This is a genomic window from Bacillus sp. PK6-16, assembly GCF_056530295.1.
Genome location: NZ_CP096511.1, coordinates 1,213,059 through 1,229,461 on the forward strand (window position 1 = coordinate 1,213,059; position 16,403 = coordinate 1,229,461).

General features: G+C 35.3%; 21 protein-coding genes. 13 read left to right on the plus strand and 8 right to left on the minus strand.

Annotated features, from left to right (window positions below; genetic code table 11):
• Positions 1 to 15: 15 nt before the first annotated feature.
• Positions 16 to 813 carry a YqhG family protein gene (locus M1D66_RS06285; RefSeq protein ID WP_001183964.1) on the minus strand — a complete coding sequence of 266 codons (798 nt, stop codon included), beginning with the start codon at positions 811 to 813 and terminating at the stop codon, positions 16 to 18.
• Positions 800 to 2,482: a DEAD/DEAH box helicase gene (locus tag M1D66_RS06290; protein ID WP_242555054.1), complete on the minus strand. Its 1,683-nt coding sequence runs from the start codon at positions 2,480 to 2,482 to the stop codon at positions 800 to 802. Before M1D66_RS06290 ends, M1D66_RS06285 begins: the two co-directional genes overlap by 14 nt.
• A 390-nt stretch (positions 2,483 to 2,872) precedes the next feature.
• Here M1D66_RS06290 and gcvT point away from each other — a divergent pair, with 390 nt between their 5' ends.
• From gcvT to M1D66_RS06345, 11 genes are all read left to right on the plus strand, one after another.
• On the plus strand, positions 2,873 to 3,973 hold the full coding sequence (gene gcvT, locus M1D66_RS06295) for a glycine cleavage system aminomethyltransferase GcvT (protein ID WP_000631769.1): 1,101 nt from the start codon (positions 2,873 to 2,875) through the stop codon (positions 3,971 to 3,973).
• Between the two features lie 20 nt (positions 3,974 to 3,993).
• The gene (gene gcvPA, locus M1D66_RS06300) at positions 3,994 to 5,337 is read left to right on the plus strand and encodes an aminomethyl-transferring glycine dehydrogenase subunit 1 (protein ID WP_000903240.1); all 1,344 of its coding nucleotides are present in this window, start codon (positions 3,994 to 3,996) and stop codon (positions 5,335 to 5,337) included.
• Positions 5,334 to 6,809, plus strand: a complete 1,476-nt coding sequence (gene gcvPB, locus M1D66_RS06305) for an aminomethyl-transferring glycine dehydrogenase subunit 2 (protein ID WP_000795702.1) — start codon at positions 5,334 to 5,336, stop codon at positions 6,807 to 6,809. Before gcvPA ends, gcvPB begins: the two co-directional genes overlap by 4 nt.
• A 442-nt stretch (positions 6,810 to 7,251) precedes the next feature.
• Positions 7,252 to 7,455, plus strand: coding sequence for a DUF3929 family protein (locus M1D66_RS06310; protein ID WP_000262496.1), 204 nt, complete (start codon positions 7,252 to 7,254; stop codon positions 7,453 to 7,455).
• Between the two features lie 70 nt (positions 7,456 to 7,525).
• Complete coding sequence (locus M1D66_RS06315) at positions 7,526 to 7,717, plus strand: hypothetical protein (protein ID WP_000535933.1); 192 nt, start codon at positions 7,526 to 7,528, stop codon at positions 7,715 to 7,717.
• 118 nt (positions 7,718 to 7,835) lie between these two features.
• Positions 7,836 to 8,210, plus strand: coding sequence for a GntR family transcriptional regulator (locus M1D66_RS06320; RefSeq protein ID WP_001021349.1), 375 nt, complete (start codon positions 7,836 to 7,838; stop codon positions 8,208 to 8,210).
• Between the two features lie 3 nt (positions 8,211 to 8,213).
• A complete protein-coding gene (locus M1D66_RS06325; RefSeq protein WP_242555055.1) occupies positions 8,214 to 9,086 on the plus strand; it encodes an ABC transporter ATP-binding protein in 873 nt (290 codons plus the stop codon).
• Complete coding sequence (locus M1D66_RS06330) at positions 9,067 to 9,735, plus strand: ABC-2 transporter permease (RefSeq protein WP_242555056.1); 669 nt, start codon at positions 9,067 to 9,069, stop codon at positions 9,733 to 9,735. Before M1D66_RS06325 ends, M1D66_RS06330 begins: the two co-directional genes overlap by 20 nt.
• A 14-nt stretch (positions 9,736 to 9,749) precedes the next feature.
• Positions 9,750 to 10,382: an ABC-2 transporter permease gene (locus M1D66_RS06335; RefSeq protein ID WP_242555057.1), complete on the plus strand. Its 633-nt coding sequence runs from the start codon at positions 9,750 to 9,752 to the stop codon at positions 10,380 to 10,382.
• A gap of 32 nt (positions 10,383 to 10,414) precedes the next feature.
• A complete protein-coding gene (locus M1D66_RS06340) occupies positions 10,415 to 11,011 on the plus strand; it encodes an ABC-2 transporter permease (RefSeq protein WP_242555058.1) in 597 nt (198 codons plus the stop codon).
• Between the two features lie 245 nt (positions 11,012 to 11,256).
• The gene (locus M1D66_RS06345) at positions 11,257 to 11,445 is read left to right on the plus strand and encodes a hypothetical protein (protein WP_002164431.1); all 189 of its coding nucleotides are present in this window, start codon (positions 11,257 to 11,259) and stop codon (positions 11,443 to 11,445) included.
• Positions 11,446 to 11,461: 16 nt separating this feature from the next.
• Here M1D66_RS06345 and M1D66_RS06350 read toward each other — a convergent pair whose 3' ends face one another.
• The 5 genes from M1D66_RS06350 to M1D66_RS06370 all read right to left on the minus strand — a co-directional run bounded on the left by M1D66_RS06350 (position 11,462) and on the right by M1D66_RS06370 (position 14,118).
• Positions 11,462 to 11,719: a DUF3975 family protein gene (locus tag M1D66_RS06350; protein WP_000265430.1), complete on the minus strand. Its 258-nt coding sequence runs from the start codon at positions 11,717 to 11,719 to the stop codon at positions 11,462 to 11,464.
• Between the two features lie 15 nt (positions 11,720 to 11,734).
• Positions 11,735 to 12,049, minus strand: a complete 315-nt coding sequence (locus tag M1D66_RS06355; RefSeq protein ID WP_000312623.1) for a DMT family transporter — start codon at positions 12,047 to 12,049, stop codon at positions 11,735 to 11,737.
• A gap of 1 nt (position 12,050) precedes the next feature.
• Positions 12,051 to 12,383 carry a DMT family transporter gene (locus tag M1D66_RS06360; protein WP_000312339.1) on the minus strand — a complete coding sequence of 111 codons (333 nt, stop codon included), beginning with the start codon at positions 12,381 to 12,383 and terminating at the stop codon, positions 12,051 to 12,053.
• A 71-nt stretch (positions 12,384 to 12,454) separates the two neighbouring features.
• On the minus strand, positions 12,455 to 13,036 hold the full coding sequence (locus tag M1D66_RS06365) for a TetR/AcrR family transcriptional regulator (RefSeq protein ID WP_002005730.1): 582 nt from the start codon (positions 13,034 to 13,036) through the stop codon (positions 12,455 to 12,457).
• Between the two features lie 104 nt (positions 13,037 to 13,140).
• A complete protein-coding gene (locus M1D66_RS06370) occupies positions 13,141 to 14,118 on the minus strand; it encodes a LacI family DNA-binding transcriptional regulator (protein ID WP_242555059.1) in 978 nt (325 codons plus the stop codon).
• 314 nt (positions 14,119 to 14,432) lie between these two features.
• Between M1D66_RS06370 and M1D66_RS06375 the strand changes: the two genes are divergently transcribed.
• On the plus strand, positions 14,433 to 14,969 hold the full coding sequence (locus M1D66_RS06375; RefSeq protein WP_242555108.1) for a DNA polymerase III subunit delta: 537 nt from the start codon (positions 14,433 to 14,435) through the stop codon (positions 14,967 to 14,969).
• Between the two features lie 40 nt (positions 14,970 to 15,009).
• On the opposite strand, the gene M1D66_RS06380 is transcribed toward M1D66_RS06375, so the two are convergent.
• On the minus strand, positions 15,010 to 15,393 hold the full coding sequence (locus tag M1D66_RS06380; RefSeq protein WP_000108653.1) for a rhodanese-like domain-containing protein: 384 nt from the start codon (positions 15,391 to 15,393) through the stop codon (positions 15,010 to 15,012).
• Positions 15,394 to 15,563: 170 nt separating this feature from the next.
• Here M1D66_RS06380 and M1D66_RS06385 point away from each other — a divergent pair, with 170 nt between their 5' ends.
• Entirely contained in the window at positions 15,564 to 16,400 is an 837-nt protein-coding gene (locus M1D66_RS06385; protein WP_000514081.1) for a lipoate--protein ligase family protein, read from the plus strand.
• The last annotated feature ends 3 nt before the right edge of the window (positions 16,401 to 16,403 follow it).

A 16,403-nucleotide genomic window follows, 5' to 3' on the forward strand; every position in this document is an offset into this window, starting at 1 on the left:
AAAGCAGAAGGAGCTTTATTTTGATAGAAAATGATTCGCGGTAACATAAAAGAGTCCACCGTTAATAATTTGCACTGTAATACGTGGTTCATACTGTTCTTGCAGAGCTTGTTTTTCAATTTCATAGCTCTCAGGAAGTTCGTCACTTTCTTCATAAAAACGGTTTAAAAGGTCTAAATCATGATTCCAACGCACTCTTGCTTCTTTTGCCCACGTATGGTCATCTTCTGCAATTATATTTTTTAAAGCGTCTTCTATGCGTTGTAAACCACTTTGAGGTTTAATGATGGGCGAGAGCGTAAAACAAAAATCAGGTATTTTTGGTGTAAGTTTAATGTTTGTTAATGTTTCATGAAAGTTTGCCATCATTGTTCCAGAAATGAGATGAATACCAATCGAGTGAAGGATGTCTTTTTTTCGATCACATTGATAGGAAACTTTTATATTAATACCGAGCCAAGGGTGGAGCGGTGTATGTGTTGCCCCATTATGTCTTACATCCTCATATAAACGTATGTATGAGCCTAATTCTTTTGTCGTTTGGAAAATTTGATGTAGACGTGGTGAACCGTAGTGAATAAGCTCACCATCATTTTCTTCATTTTCTGGATTTGTAATAAGAGTAAGGCGCATCGGATTCGGTACGCCTCCTGTTTTCTCAAGATAGTGCCAATAAAAAGGGCGATTCATTAATAATTTATCCATCTCAATTGTTAATTGTACATCTAATAAATGAGGAGAACGTTCTAAAATTTCACAGTTATTCGCCTCAAAGAAATTGTATAAGTAATTATGAATTTCATGTTGCTGCATAGCCCTGCACCTCAGCTTCATTTCGTTTCGCAAAGTCGATAATAGATGTTAAGTTATCCATCTTAATTCTAATTTCACCTTCGCTTTTTGATTGCGCAAATATTTCTTGAATGTGCGCGTCGATGTTTTTCATATTAATTCTCGTTAAAATTTCATCCAGTTCACCGATAACACGCTCAAATAAATTGATTTTTTCATATAACAATTTCAAAATATGTTCTTCAACAGTATGCTTTGTAGCTAAGTTATAAATATGAACATCATTCTTTTGACCGAGACGGTGAATACGTCCGATTCTTTGCTCAAGACGCATTGGATTCCATGGCAAATCATAATTGATCATATGGCTACAAAACTGTAAGTTAATGCCTTCTCCGCCAGCTTCCGTTGCAATTAACACTTGGGCACGATTTTGGAAAAGTTCCTTCATCCAATCTTTCTTCCCGCGTTTAAATCCGCCGCGGAATGGAACGGAAGAAATACCGTGTTGTTGTAAAAACCATTGTAAGTACATTTGTGACGCTCGATATTCTGTGAAGATAACGACTTTATCGTCAATTTCTTTTATAAGCTCAAGAGCTTTATTTGCTTTTGAGTTGAAAGGAATATGATTAATTTTGTCCATTAGCACATCGATATGTGGATCTTTTATATAATGTTCATTTTCTTTCTGTCTTTTTTCTACATGCTTTTTCAATGAATAGTAAACAGCCTCACGACTACTACACGCTTCCCGTTTTAAAGTTAACGATGAGAAAGCAGATGTGAAGGCGTCTTGTCCTCGCCAATTTTCGATATCATTATATAGAGCTTGTTCTTGTTCATTAAACTCAACAAAAATTGTACGTACATGTCTCTTCGGCCAATCGATACCGGTATTATGTCGTCTATTTCGCACCATTACTTTATTAATGAGAGCTTTTAAGTCTTCATCTGATTCGGCTGAACGATTTTTGGAAGCGTAATATTCTTCAAAGTTGGATTGATTGCCTAAATGTCCTGGTTTTAATAAAGAAACAAGGTTAAAAATTTCATCAATCTTATTTTGAACAGGAGTAGCGGTTAGTAATAAACAAAACTTCTTTTTTAATCGTTGTGCAAATTCATAGTTTTTTGTTTTATTATTTTTCAGTTTATGTGCTTCATCGATAATAATAAGGTCATATTCTAAGTTCAACACGATATCGCGATGTGGTGAACGTTTCGCAGTATCAATTGATGATACGATTACGTCAGCTTGTTCCCACGAGTAGCTTTTCTTTTGTGCTACAGCGGGAATGAAAAACTTTGTATTCAGCTCGTATGCCCATTGTGATACGAGAGAAGCTGGGACAAGTATAAGTACCTTTTTCACGAGCCCGCGGACCATGTATTCTTTCAAAATAAGTCCAGCTTCGATTGTTTTTCCAAGGCCTACTTCATCTGCTAGAATCGCTTTACCGTTCATTTGTTCAATCACATTTTGAGCGACTTCTAATTGATGCGGAAGCGGTGTGAAATGGGATAAATGTTTCGGTGCTTGTAGTCCATCAAAAGTAGGAACAAGTAACGATTTTTCTGTTTCATAAGCTAAGTGATATAAATCCCAGTTTGTCCAAGGACCATCTTCGTCAATTCTATTTAAAAAATTGTTTTGCCATGTCCGATCTACGGAAATATCGACATTCATTACAACTCTCCCACCTTTTATAAACTAAAGTAATTATTTTTTAATGTATGATGATTTGCCTTAAAAGAAGGCATAATTATCGTTATTAAAGGCTATATGATAGACAATAATAAAGTATTAAATCTCAAAAGCTGTATTTATTGTGTTTTAACATAAAAAATTCTAAATTATTTTTTATGCTAGAATATTGATGAAATATAGCGAATGATGTTAGGATAATGGTGTGAAATGTGTGGAATCTTTCGTATTTTATCCAAGAAAGTGATTTTTTATTTACGCTTTCATAAAAAAATATAATGAGATTCCGTATATCCTATCTTTTCAGAATGAAAATGTTTAGAAAAGGGAAGCAACTTTTATTGATTTGTCAAAGCATAAGGGGGAGAGAGCATGATTACATTACAACGTACACCGTTATTTGATGTATACGCGAAGTATGGTGGGAAAACAATCGACTTCGGTGGTTGGGAATTACCAGTTCAATTTTCAAGCATTAAAGAAGAACACGAAGCTGTACGTACAGCTGCAGGTTTGTTCGATGTGTCTCATATGGGAGAAGTTGAAGTAAAAGGTGTAGATAGTTTAGCATTTTTACAACGTGTTGTTACAAATGACGTATCTACCTTAAAGGTAGGGGGCGCACAATATACAGCTATGTGCTACGAAAATGGTGGTACAGTAGATGATTTATTAATTTACAAACGTGGTGAAGAAGACTATTTATTAGTAATCAATGCATCAAATATCGAGAAAGATTACGAATGGTTAGCAAGTCATGTAATTGGCGATGCGACAGTAGTCAATGTTTCTAGTGAAGTTGCACAGCTTGCAATTCAAGGACCAAAAGCAGAAGGCATTTTACAAAAAGTTGTGTCAGAAGATTTGAAAGAAATTAAGTTCTTTAAATTTAAAAACGATATTCTTGTAGACGGAATTCCAGCACTTGTATCTCGTACAGGTTACACAGGTGAAGATGGATTCGAAATTTACTGTAAGAGTGAAGATGCTGCAAAACTTTGGGAGAAACTTCTTGAAGTTGGAGCAGAAGAGGGCTTAAAAGCATGTGGTTTAGGTGCTCGTGATACACTTCGATTCGAAGCAACATTACCACTTTATGGACAAGAATTATCAAAAGATATTACACCGATTGAGGCTGGAATTGGCTTTGCGGTAAAAACAAATAAAGAAGCAGACTTCTTTGGAAAAGCAACGTTAAAAGAGCAAAAAGAAAACGGTGCGCCTCGTAAATTAGTCGGCATCGAAGTAATCGAACGTGGAATTCCTCGTACGCATTACCCTGTATTTATTGGTGAAGAAAAAATTGGGGAAGTAACAAGTGGTACACAATCTCCAACGTTAAAGAAAAGCATTGGTTTAGCACTAATTGATGTAAAATACGCAGCAGTTGATACAGAAGTAGAAATTGAAATTCGTAATAAACGCGTCAAAGCAGTAGTTGTTCCAACACCATTTTACAAACGTTCAAAGTAACGGGGAGAGGGGTAGATTTCATGTTGCATCGTTATCTTCCAATGACAGAAGAAGACAAAAAAGAAATGTTACAAACGATCGGCGTTCAAACGATCGATGAATTATTCTCTGATATTCCAGAGAGTGTTCGTTTTAAAGGGGATTTAAAAATTAAAGAAGCAAAATCAGAGCCAGAGCTTTTAAAAGAGCTATCTCAAATGGCTAGTAAAAATGCTAACTTAAAAGAATACGCTTCTTTCTTAGGAGCAGGCGTATACGATCATTATGCTCCAGTAATTGTAGATCATGTTATTTCTCGCTCAGAATTTTATACAGCTTACACACCATACCAACCGGAAATTTCACAAGGGGAATTACAAGCAATCTTTGAATTCCAAACAATGATTTGTGAATTAACAGGAATGGATGTAGCAAACTCTTCTATGTATGACGGGGGTACAGCTTTAGCTGAAGCGGCAATGTTAGCAGCTGGCCATACTCGCAAAAAGAAAATTCTTGTATCTAGCGCGGTTCATCCAGAATCAAGAGCAGTACTTGAAACGTATGCAAAAGGTCAAAATCTTGAAGTTGTTGAAATTAATCATAAAGATGGTGTAACAGATTTAGACGTATTACAAAGTGAAGTAGATGATACAGTTGCTTGTGTAATCGTTCAATATCCAAACTTCTTCGGACAAGTTGAAAAATTAGCTGATATTGAAAAAATCGTTCATCAACAAAAATCATTATTTATCGTTTCTTCAAATCCATTATCATTAGGCGCATTAACACCACCAGGGAAATTTGGTGCTGATATTGTAATCGGTGATGCACAACCATTCGGTATTCCAACGCAGTTTGGTGGACCGCACTGTGGTTACTTTGCAACAACGAAAGCATTTATGCGTAAAATTCCAGGACGTCTTGTTGGACAAACTGTAGATTCAGATGGTAAACGTGGATTTGTATTAACGTTACAAGCACGTGAACAGCATATTCGCCGTGATAAAGCGACGTCTAATATTTGTTCAAACCAAGCGTTAAATGCATTAGCAGCTTCTGTTGCAATGACGGCACTTGGTAAACAAGGTGTGAAAGAAATGGCACGTCAAAATATTTCTAAAGCACAGTATGCAAAACGTCAATTTGAAGCGAAAGGCTTCACAGTAACATTTGCTGGACCATTCTTCAATGAGTTTGTTGTAGATTGCAAACGTCCAGTGAAAGAAGTAAACGATGCATTATTACAAAAGAATATTATCGGTGGTTATGATCTAGGCCGTGATTATAAAGAGCATGAAAACCATATGCTTGTAGCAGTAACTGAGCTTCGTACAAAAGAGGAAATTGACACACTTGTAAACGAAATGGGGGCTATCCAATGAAGAACCAAGATCAAGCACTTATCTTTGAAGTGAGTAAAGAAGGACGCATAGGATATAGCTTACCCAAATTAGATGTAGAAGAAGTGAAACTAGAAGATGTGTTTGAGAGCGATTATATTCGAGTAGAAGATGCAGAGCTACCAGAAGTATCTGAACTTGATATTATGCGCCACTATACAGCACTTTCAAACCGTAACCACGGTGTTGATTCTGGATTCTATCCACTTGGATCTTGTACGATGAAATATAATCCGAAAATTAATGAGAGTGTAGCTCGTTTCGCAGGATTTGCAAATATTCATCCACTGCAAGATGAAAAGACAGTACAAGGTGCAATGGAATTAATGTACGACTTACAAGAGCATTTAATTGAAATTACAGGTATGGATACTGTTACTTTACAACCAGCAGCTGGTGCACATGGAGAATGGACAGGTTTAATGTTAATTCGTGCATACCATGAAGCGAATGGTGACTTTAACCGTACGAAAGTAATTGTGCCTGACTCTGCTCACGGAACGAACCCAGCATCTGCAACTGTAGCTGGTTTTGAAACAATTACAGTAAAATCAAATGAAAATGGTCTTGTTGACTTAGAAGACTTAAAACGTGTTGTAAACGAAGAAACAGCAGCACTTATGTTAACAAATCCTAATACATTAGGGCTATTCGAAGAAAATATTTTAGAAATGGCAGAAATCGTCCATAATGCAGGCGGTAAATTATACTATGATGGTGCAAACTTAAATGCGGTATTAAGCCAAGCACGCCCAGGAGATATGGGATTTGACGTTGTGCATTTAAACCTTCATAAAACATTTACAGGTCCTCACGGCGGTGGTGGCCCAGGTTCTGGTCCAGTAGGTGTGAAAGCTGATTTAATTCCGTACTTACCAAAACCGATTTTAGAGAAAACGGAAAATGGTTATCACTTCAACTACGACCGTCCAGAAGCAATTGGTCGTGTGAAACCATTCTATGGTAACTTCGGAATTAACGTTCGTGCATACACGTATATTCGCTCTATGGGTCCAGATGGCTTGCGTGCAGTAACGGAGTATGCTGTATTAAATGCGAACTATATGATGAGAAGATTAGCGCCATTCTACGATCTTCCATTCGATAGACATTGTAAGCATGAATTTGTATTATCAGGTCGTCGTCAAAAGAAACTTGGTGTACGTACATTAGATATTGCAAAACGTCTGCTTGATTTCGGTTACCATCCACCAACAATTTACTTCCCATTAAATGTGGAAGAATGTATTATGATTGAGCCGACAGAAACAGAATCAAAAGAAACATTAGATGGTTTCATTGATAAGATGATTCAAATCGCTAAAGAAGTAGAAGAAAATCCAGAAGTTGTACAAGAAGCACCGCATACGACAGTCATTAAACGTTTAGACGAAACGATGGCTGCACGTAAACCAGTTTTACGTTATGCGAAGCCAGCTCCTGTACAAGTTTGATTAAAATAACAAAGGAAGAACTCGCTGAGGCGGGTTCTTTTTTTGTATGGAGAATTTGTCCCGCATTAACGGACAGTAAACTCCCAACTCAAAACTTAGCTGGTGCAAAGAAGCCAGGTGGGAGATAAACTGTCCGTAAATGCCCGATTGGTTCAACTAATAATCAGTGGGGATGAACAAAAATCCCCACTGATTAAAGTTTCACTTTATGCAGAAATAGTGAAGAAAATGTTAAAAAAATATGTTTTTTGTTTCCTAATGGTGTAAAGGTGTAGTTTTATAGGTAGTTTTGTTGAAAAAGTCGGTTTGATAAAAGTATTTATTTTTGTTAGAATTTTATTGAAATTAAGAAGATGTGATGAGGCAAAGATTACTCATTTTTATGTATATGTGAAAAAACGAACAAGACGGGGGTGAAAGTGTGGGATATCGATGTTATAGAATGGTATACCATTTAGAAAATGGAGAAACAATTAAAGATGTAAAAGAATTTTGCTATCGAGACCAAGGGAAAGTATTAGAAAGAGTAGCAAATCGTGTAATGGATAATAGAGAAGTGACGGCGATTGATAAACAAGGAACAATCATTTCAATAGCATGTGAGGACATTGTAAAGGTAGAACTTGATTACATAACAGAAAGTTAACCTTGAGTCATATCGAATTATTCGATAAAATAAACTGTTGAATGGTGAAGTGAGAAGAGAGGAGTTTATCATGGGTAGTACAAGACACTTTTATATGTTTATCTTAGCGTTTGTTCTTGTTGTGGCATTAACGATTTACTTAATTGTTGACAGCAGCTGGTACAACACAGTTCATCCGGCATTCCTTCTGTTTATGTATATAGGAATTGCAGTAGTAAGTTTCGGAATGAGAGACGAGATGTTAGATCGCTTTGAAAAGTGATACATATACGAAAGACCAACAGGAAAATGTTGGTCTTTTTTTCTTGCCAAAAATAGGATGGTGTGTATATACTGTATATATAAGGTATACACAGCATATACACACACTGGAGGAAAACATGAATATTATTATTTCGAATTCTTCCCAAGACCCTATTTATGTGCAAATAAGAAAACAATTAAGCCAGCTTATTTTAAATGGCGGTTTAAAGGGTGGAGATCAATTACCGTCTATTCGTAGCTTAGCGAAGGAATTACAAATTAGTGTCATTACAACGAAGCGTGCATACGAGGAGCTTGAAAAAGAAGGATATATAGAAACTGTTGCTGGGAAGGGGACTTATGTTTCACGTAAAAATAATGAACTATTAAAAGAACAAAGGCTTCGCCTATTGGAAAGTAAAGCTGAAGAAATCGTAAAAGAAAGTAAAGTGTTGCAGCTTTCACTTGAAGAATTGCAGCAGATGATTGCGTGTTTATATAAGGGGGAATAAGAGATGTTAGAGTTAAAAAATGTTTGTAAAAGTTATCAAGATTTTGCAGTGAAAAATATAAGTTTTGCATTACCACGAGGATATATTATGGGGTTTGTCGGACCAAATGGGGCCGGGAAAAGTACAACGATCAAAATGATTATGAATTTAATTAGAAAAGATAGCGGCGATATAAAAATTTTTGGCAAAGACAATAAGAAAGCCGAAAAGGACATAAAACAGAATATTGGTTTTGTATATGATGAAAATCATTATTACGAAGATTTAACGTGTGAACAAATGAAACGTATTATTGCACCGTTATATAAAAAGTGGGACGAAAATCAATACCAATCGTATATGCATAGATTGCAAGTTCCAAAGTATAAAAAAATTAAAGAGCTATCTAAAGGGATGAAAATGAAGTTTGCGATTGCCATCGCACTTTCGCACCACGCAGAGTTTATTATTATGGACGAACCGACAGCAGGGTTAGATCCAGTTGTTCGAAGTGAATTACTTGATATGTTGCAAGAAATTGTAATGGAAGATGAAGTATCCGTATTATTCTCAACGCACATTACAACAGATTTAGAGCGCATTGCAGATTATGTTACGTTCATCAATGATGGAGAAATTATATTTACTGGTGAAAAAGAAGACTTAATGGAGAACTACGTAATCGTAAAAGGAAGTAATGATTTATTAGACCAAGAAGGAAAAGAACTATTTGTTGGATTACGAAAAAATAAATTTGGTTTCGAAGGTTTAGCGAAGGATAAACAAGGAATTATTGATTGGTTTGGAAATGAGGTTGTACTAGAAAAGCCTACATTAGATGACATTATCGTTTACACTGCGAAAGGGAGAGGTGCCTATGCGTCAGCTTGTATATAAAGATTTGTTCTTTTTTCGGGTAATGTGGTTAGTGAATTTTGTTATGCCTCTTTTGTTTTTTATGTTAGAGCCAAGTGGTGAATTTTTATTTCCGATGAGTTGTCTATTTATAACCCTCTCCTCCGTTATGACGTTAACCTTTATGGATGAAAGAAATAAAAGTGACATTATTATAAATAGTTTACCAGTAAGTCGGAAGGATATCATTATTGCTAGATATATTTCCTGTGCAATATTTATTGTCGGTGCCATGGTTTCAACTATGATAATTGTATTCCTTTTAAGAGGTATTGCTGTTATTGATGATATTGGTGTATACCATCCTAATTTTTATATTGAAATTCCATGGTATGTAGTGGTAAGTGGAGTGATTTATTCTGTAGTATTTGTGGCGACATTTTTTCCTAGTTATTATGGTACAAAATCAAAGGGCATGAGAAGTATAGTATCAGCCGTAGCAATGGGGATTGGTGTACTTCTTTGGATATTTATTAGTGATGGGCTGAATGAAACAACATCTTCATTCAGTGAGTGGATTATGAATCCAGTACATATTGGTGTATTTACAGTTGGAGGAATGATATTAGCTAGTGCCTATATCGCTTCTATGTTTCTTACAATTAAAATTTATAAAACGCGTGATTTATAGAGAGGGGAATTCATATGCAACAGTTGATTTTGAAGGAGTTTTTTTTACAGAAGAAGATGTTTCCTTTCTATTTTTTAATCCCTATTTTATCTATTTTTAAGAATTCCGTCGAACCAATGGGGATTGCAATAGGATTATTTATAACATGTAGTACGATTATATATATTTCTTTTTATTATGACGAGAAAAGTAAAGCGGAAAAAGTATTAGTGAGTTTACCTATAACGAGAAAAGAGATAATTATAGCTAAATATATTTCAAGCACATTATTTATTATGGCTGGTTTGAGTGTAACTTTTATAGTCGTAATATTAGGAAATATTTTATTGGACAGGGATATAGTCATGCCTGGATATGCAGTGTTTTCAGCGATAGTAGCAACTTTGATTTATTGTGTAATAACGATACCGACTAATTACATTGGGGGATATAAAGTTATTACAGTCTTGAATTTGATTATGCTGTTTCCTTTAATAGGTATGATTGGTCTTATGTGCAATATTTTTGGTGATAAAACAATTATGTTAAAAGTACTTCACTCTCAAGAGGCTACACAAGCAATGGGTGTTCTTGGTATTGGAGTATTAGTGAGTATATTCATATCAATGTTCCTCTCAATGAAAATGTTTCAGCAGGCAGAGTTATAGAAGGGACATTTTCATATTAGGAGGTGCAATACATGATCAAGCAACTAATTTTAAAAGATTTCATTATTCAATGGAAATTTTTAATTTGGTACATACTGTATCCTGTTTTCTTTTATATGGCCTTAACAGATACGGAAAATCTGTTCATAATTATGTCAGCAATTATTACAATTGGGGCAACAGTAAAAACATTTGAAGCAGATAGTAAAAATGAGAGTGAAGTTATAGTAAATAGTTTACCAATATTGAGAAAACAAATTGTGTATGCGAAATATATAGTAGCAATAATTATTCTTTTTATAAGTATAACGGTCGGTTGTTTCACGATAGGAATGAAGAGCGGGGTTAACTTATTTGAATTTATTGAAACGACAATGGTTGCTAGTATTAGCTTTATTTTAGTGTATTTAAGCTTTGTTTTACCGATATCTTTTTGGTTGGCCTATAAAAAAACTATTTTTATTGCGATTTTTATACTAATAGCACCTATGGCCGTTTCTTCTATTTTCTTTGGAATCAACCTAGAACAAATTCAACTATATAACAGCTTGTTATTCATTAGTTCAATATGCATGTTTATAATATCTATCTTTGTTTCAGTAAAAATATATGAAAAAAGAGAATTTTAAAAGGTGCCTTAAAAAAGGCACCTTCTTCAATAACGACAATACGAGAGCAGTAGTTTATAAAAAGAAACGCTATTTGGTACATCTTTTGGAGTATGTAATATAAAGCTGAAAACGATAACGAGAATAAGAAAGAGGAAAAATAAAAATAGAATTTGCTTATGTATAGAATTTTGCATATTATCCACTCCTTTTTTAGGTAGTATGTCCAAAAGAAAGGAGTGTATGAAAAATGTTAGGAGGGGAGAATGATGAACAAAAGAAAATGGTTATATAGAATAGGAATATTTTTATTTTCAATCGGTCTCATATTAGCAAATGTTTACTCGGATATACCACCGTTATTTCCAAGTTTACATAAAAGGGTTGGTATAAGTATTGCCATAGTTGGTCTGTTTTGTCTTATCACATCTAACTTCTACAGAAAGTCTGAATGAATATAAAAAAGGACAGTTACTCTTTTTCAGAAGTACTGTCCTTTTTTAATAACTTATTCCATAGTTTGGCGATACTCCATATAATGACGATTGCAATGGAGGCGATAATGGACCAAACAATTGATATAATTTCAAGTGTCATGTTAGGAAGGAATGTGAGAATGGATAATACTTTATGAAACAATGATTCTATTATATGAAAACTTATTTGTAATAGAATGACGATACCAAGTGTGATCCATGCTAATATTTTCTTTCCTTGTTCTTTCCACATGACATTCACCTCACGTTAGCTTAATAGTTTTAAGCCAACAGCGCCGCATAGAATACAGCTTAAGAAAGCAAGACGACGCCAATCCGCTGATTCTCGGAAAATGAGAATGCCTAGAAGTGCACTTCCAGCAGTTCCGATTCCAGTCCAAATTGCGTAAGCAGTTCCCATCGGTAATGTGTTCATCGCAAGAGATAAGAAGAAGAAGCTTACGCCGAAGTTAGCGATTAAAATAACTTTTGGTGCCCAGCCTTTCTTTTCAGTGGCTACTTTCATAAAGAGTACACCAATAATTTCACAAATACCAGCTAGAATTAAAAATACCCAAGCCATTTTATGCGGCCTCCTTCGCTTCTTTTTCTTCTGTTACTCGTTTTAAACCAATTACTCCGAAGAAGATTAAACCGATTAATAAAACTTTTACGATAGAGAAAGGTTCTCCGAAGATGAAAATCTCTGTAAGAACGATTCCACCAGCTCCGATTCCTGTAAAGACTGCGTATACAGTGCCGACAGGTAAATCTTTATAAGCTCTAAATAATAAGACGAAACTAATTGTAATTAATAGAGCAACACCAGCCCATTCAAGTGGTGCCTCTGCTTTTTTTAGTCCAATCACCCAAAATATTTCAATAATACCAGCGATGATTACATAAATCCATGCCATATGTCATTTCTCCTTCCTACCAGTCGTTAGGTAAAGGGCTTCAAAACGACGCATTGCAAAGGAGCAATCCGTCAGTTTGAAAGTCCGCGCCAAAATACTTTCCAAGAAGCGTCTAAACGTGTCTCAAAACGATTTAAACCTGCGTATAATAGTTCAACCATAAGACCGTCGAGTAAGCATAGAAAAGCCTCTAAGGCGTCTTTTACTTCAATGTTATGCAGCTCATCTTGTTCGCTTGCTCTTTTAAATACAGGGAATAAAAGTTTTCCGACGTTTTCAATGTGTACATTTGCTTTATTAATAATTTGTTCGCGAAATGCATCAGGCGGAAAATAAGAAGTTCGTAACCAAAACATTGATTCTTCACTTTCACCAAATCGTTTTGCATACCCTTTTAATAATTTTAAAAGCAATTCTTCAGTGGACGAATTGGAAAAGCTTTCGATATCGCCTGTGAAGCTCTGCAAATCTTTTTGAAGAGCAGATTCTAAGCATATGAAGTATAGCTCTTCTTTTCCTTTAAAGTGTGCGTAAATCGATGGTTTTTTAATCCCAACTTCTTGAGCAATATTTGCCAATGAAGTTCCTTCATAGCCGTAGCGTGCGAAATGAGAAAGTGCTACAGCTTTAATGCGGTTTGCTGTCATTTTCATCCCCTACCTACCGTTCGTTAGGTTCATTATATGAGATGGGAAATATAAAGTCAATAGGTGAAGAGCTGAAGAGCTGAAAAAGAGCGTTATAGGTAACGCTCTTTTTAGACAGTCTCTCGCTCAATTAAATGGAATGAAAGTTCTTTTGCACTGCCGATAATTTGCTCGCTTTGGATCTGCTTATGGAATAAAGAAAAAGCATGTGAGCCCATTGCGAGACCGGGATGTTCAATTGTGGAAATTTCTAATGCCTTTGAAATTTCATGATTATCAAACCCAAGGATAGCAAGGTCTTCAGGTACTCGAATACCATGTTTTCGAGCCTCTGTTAATAAACCAGCTGCAACTTGATCGTTCGCTGTGAAAATAGCAGTTGGACGATTTTTCATATTTAAAATACGATGGAGTATTTGTGCTCCGTCCTGCATTGTATAGCATTGGTGGAAAATCCATTCAGGATGCAACGTTTTCCCTTCGTTACGAAGGGTATCGGCGAACGCTTTTTCGCGCTCCATGGAATTTACACTTGTTTTTCTTGCTAAACAAATTCCGATTTTTTCATGGCCTCTACTTAGTAAATAGGCAGTACCGAGACGGAAACCTTCATAATGATCTACGTAGATGGATGAAATGAGGGGATGCTTCATTTTTTCACATGAAATAATAGGGGCAAATTTTGCAAAAGGTTCGATTTGTTCCCAAGAGCTCGTTCGGGAGCAAATAATCATCCCATCAAATTGTTTCATTTTCATCATTTCAAGAACACGAATTTCTTCAATGCTATCGTAATTCGTTTGACATAAATTAATATGATACCCAGCTAATAACGCTTCGTTTCCGATTCCTTCAATAATCGTACTGAAGTAGGGGAGGTTAATGAAAGGAAGCATAACGCCAATTGTATATGTTTTCCCTCTTATTAAATGGACAGCATTTATATTTTTTGCGTAGTTTAATTCTTCAACAGCATCTAGAACACGCTTACGCTTTTCTTCTTTTACGTAAGGGTGATTATTCAGGACACGAGAAACAGTTGATATCGATACACCAGCAGTTTTAGCAATTTGTTTTATATTGGCCATATGTATCACCTCTTTCCCTTATTATAAAGGGAAAATAATAAGAAAGAAAAAATCTTGACCTGAAAAGCTTTTCACAAACTATGGTATTAATAAGACTTCTTTTTATTCGCGTAACCTTTTCACTTGGGCGTAAGAATGATAGGGGTCTTTTTTGTTTGCAAAAAGTGTTGTCAAAATGTGTGAGAATAACGTGGAAAGTTTTCAAAGGTGGAGTTTGGTGACAAAGCGAATATGAAGAGAATATCAACGCTTCGTTCGTTAAGAGAGCGGTATGAAAGGGCGGAAACAAATTGAAAAAAAGAATCATTTGTTTCGTGTTTTCTAGTTTCGTGCTTAGTTCGTGTTCGTTTCAGCAAACGATGCAAGAAGAAAAACACTTTGTGGGAACAACGGGAGGAGCAATGGATCGTGTTACGGATCCTATTCCGTTAAAGGAACTTCCAAAATATTTTCCGGTGAAGTTTAAAGTTCCAACGTTTTTACCGTACGATATTACAAGTGATGTGAAGGGGGAAGTAAGGACGCTTTGGAAAAAGAACACTGTCTTAACGATTAAATATAAACAGAAAGAACCAGGTAGAAATGAGTATATTGAGTTAAATGTCGCGAACTTTCCTTATAGTTTTCCGGATCTTGTGGAAGAGAAGCGATTTCAAGAACAAATGAAACTGAATAATGGAATGTCTGCTTATTTTAAAAATAAAGATGATTATGAACGTGGTGACGAATTTGCTACGCTTATATGGAAAGAGAAAGGAATTGAATATCAACTGCTGTATCGGAATGTAGAAGAGAACGATGAAAAGGTAATCAAGCAGAATTTATTATACATTGCAAATAAGATGAAATGAAAAAACTAGCTGATTTATTCAGCTAGTTTTTTGTATGTTATTATTTCTTTTTAATTTTGCCTGTCCAAGATTTAAATCCACCTTGTAATTGGTAGAAATCTTTGTAGCCTTGTTTTTTTAAGTATTGCGCTGCACGACCTGTACGGAATCCGCTTTGGCAATATAAGTAAACAGGTTGATCTTGACGAAGTTCTTTATGGCGAAGGCGAATTTGTGATAACGGAATGTTACGTGCACCTAAAATATGCCCTGCGTTATATTCGTCTGCTTCACGAATATCGATAAGCTGTGCTTTACGGTAGCCAGCGCGAAATTCTTCTTCTGTAAGAGTTTTAATTAATTTTTTCTGATAGAAGTACATCCATACAGTGTAGCCGATAAATGCTACGATTACGGCTAATAAAATAATCCAAGTTGTTGACACGATTCTATCGCTCCCTTTTTTCTTATCCTACTTTCAATATTATAATGCCCTTATGTATTTATGCAACAGATTCATTTGCATATAAGAAGAAATTTCGTATTCTTTCACAAATTTTGTCGAATTTGGTAGACTAGAGAATGTGAAAAATAATTGGTTATATGAGGTGCAGGATGGGAAAAGAAAAATGGTGTTATATTAACTCTGGTCAATGTTCACCGGCATTTAATATGGCGTTAGATGAATGTTTATTAAATTGGCAAAGTGAAAAGAAAATGCCACCAACAATTCGTTTTTATGAATGGGAAGTACCAACATTAACAGTTGGGTATTTTCAACGTGTTGAAAAAGATATTAATATGGATGTAGTTAACGAAAAGAAATATGGATTCGTTCGTCGTCAAACAGGCGGCAGGGGTGTACTACATGACAAAGAGTTAACGTATAGTGTTATTGTGTCTGAAGATCACCCGAATATGCCGAAAACAGTTACAGAAGCGTATCGTGTTATTTCGCAAGGTTTATTAGATGGTTTTAAGGCATTAGGGTTAGAAGCATATTATGCAGTTCCAAAAACAGAAGCAGATCGTGAAAATTTAAAAAATCCACGTTCCGGCGTATGTTTTGATGCACCATCTTGGTATGAAATTGTAGTGGAAGGACGAAAAATTGCTGGTAGTGCTCAAACACGTCAAAAAGGTGTTATTCTACAGCATGGATCGATTCCATTAGAAATTGATTTAGATGAACTATATGATCTATTTTTATTCCCAAATGAACGTGTGAAGGAACGCATGAAGAGTATGTTCTCTTCTAAAGCAGTAGCAATTAATGAATTAACAGACCGTACATTTACGATAGAACAGTTAATTAAAGCGTTTGAAGTTGGCTTTGAAAAAGGATTGGATGTAGAACTTGTTCCATATGAATTAACAGAAGAACAGTTACATGAAGTTCAAACGTTAGCAAAAGAAAAGTATGAAAGTAATGAGTGGAATTATAAAAAATAAGAG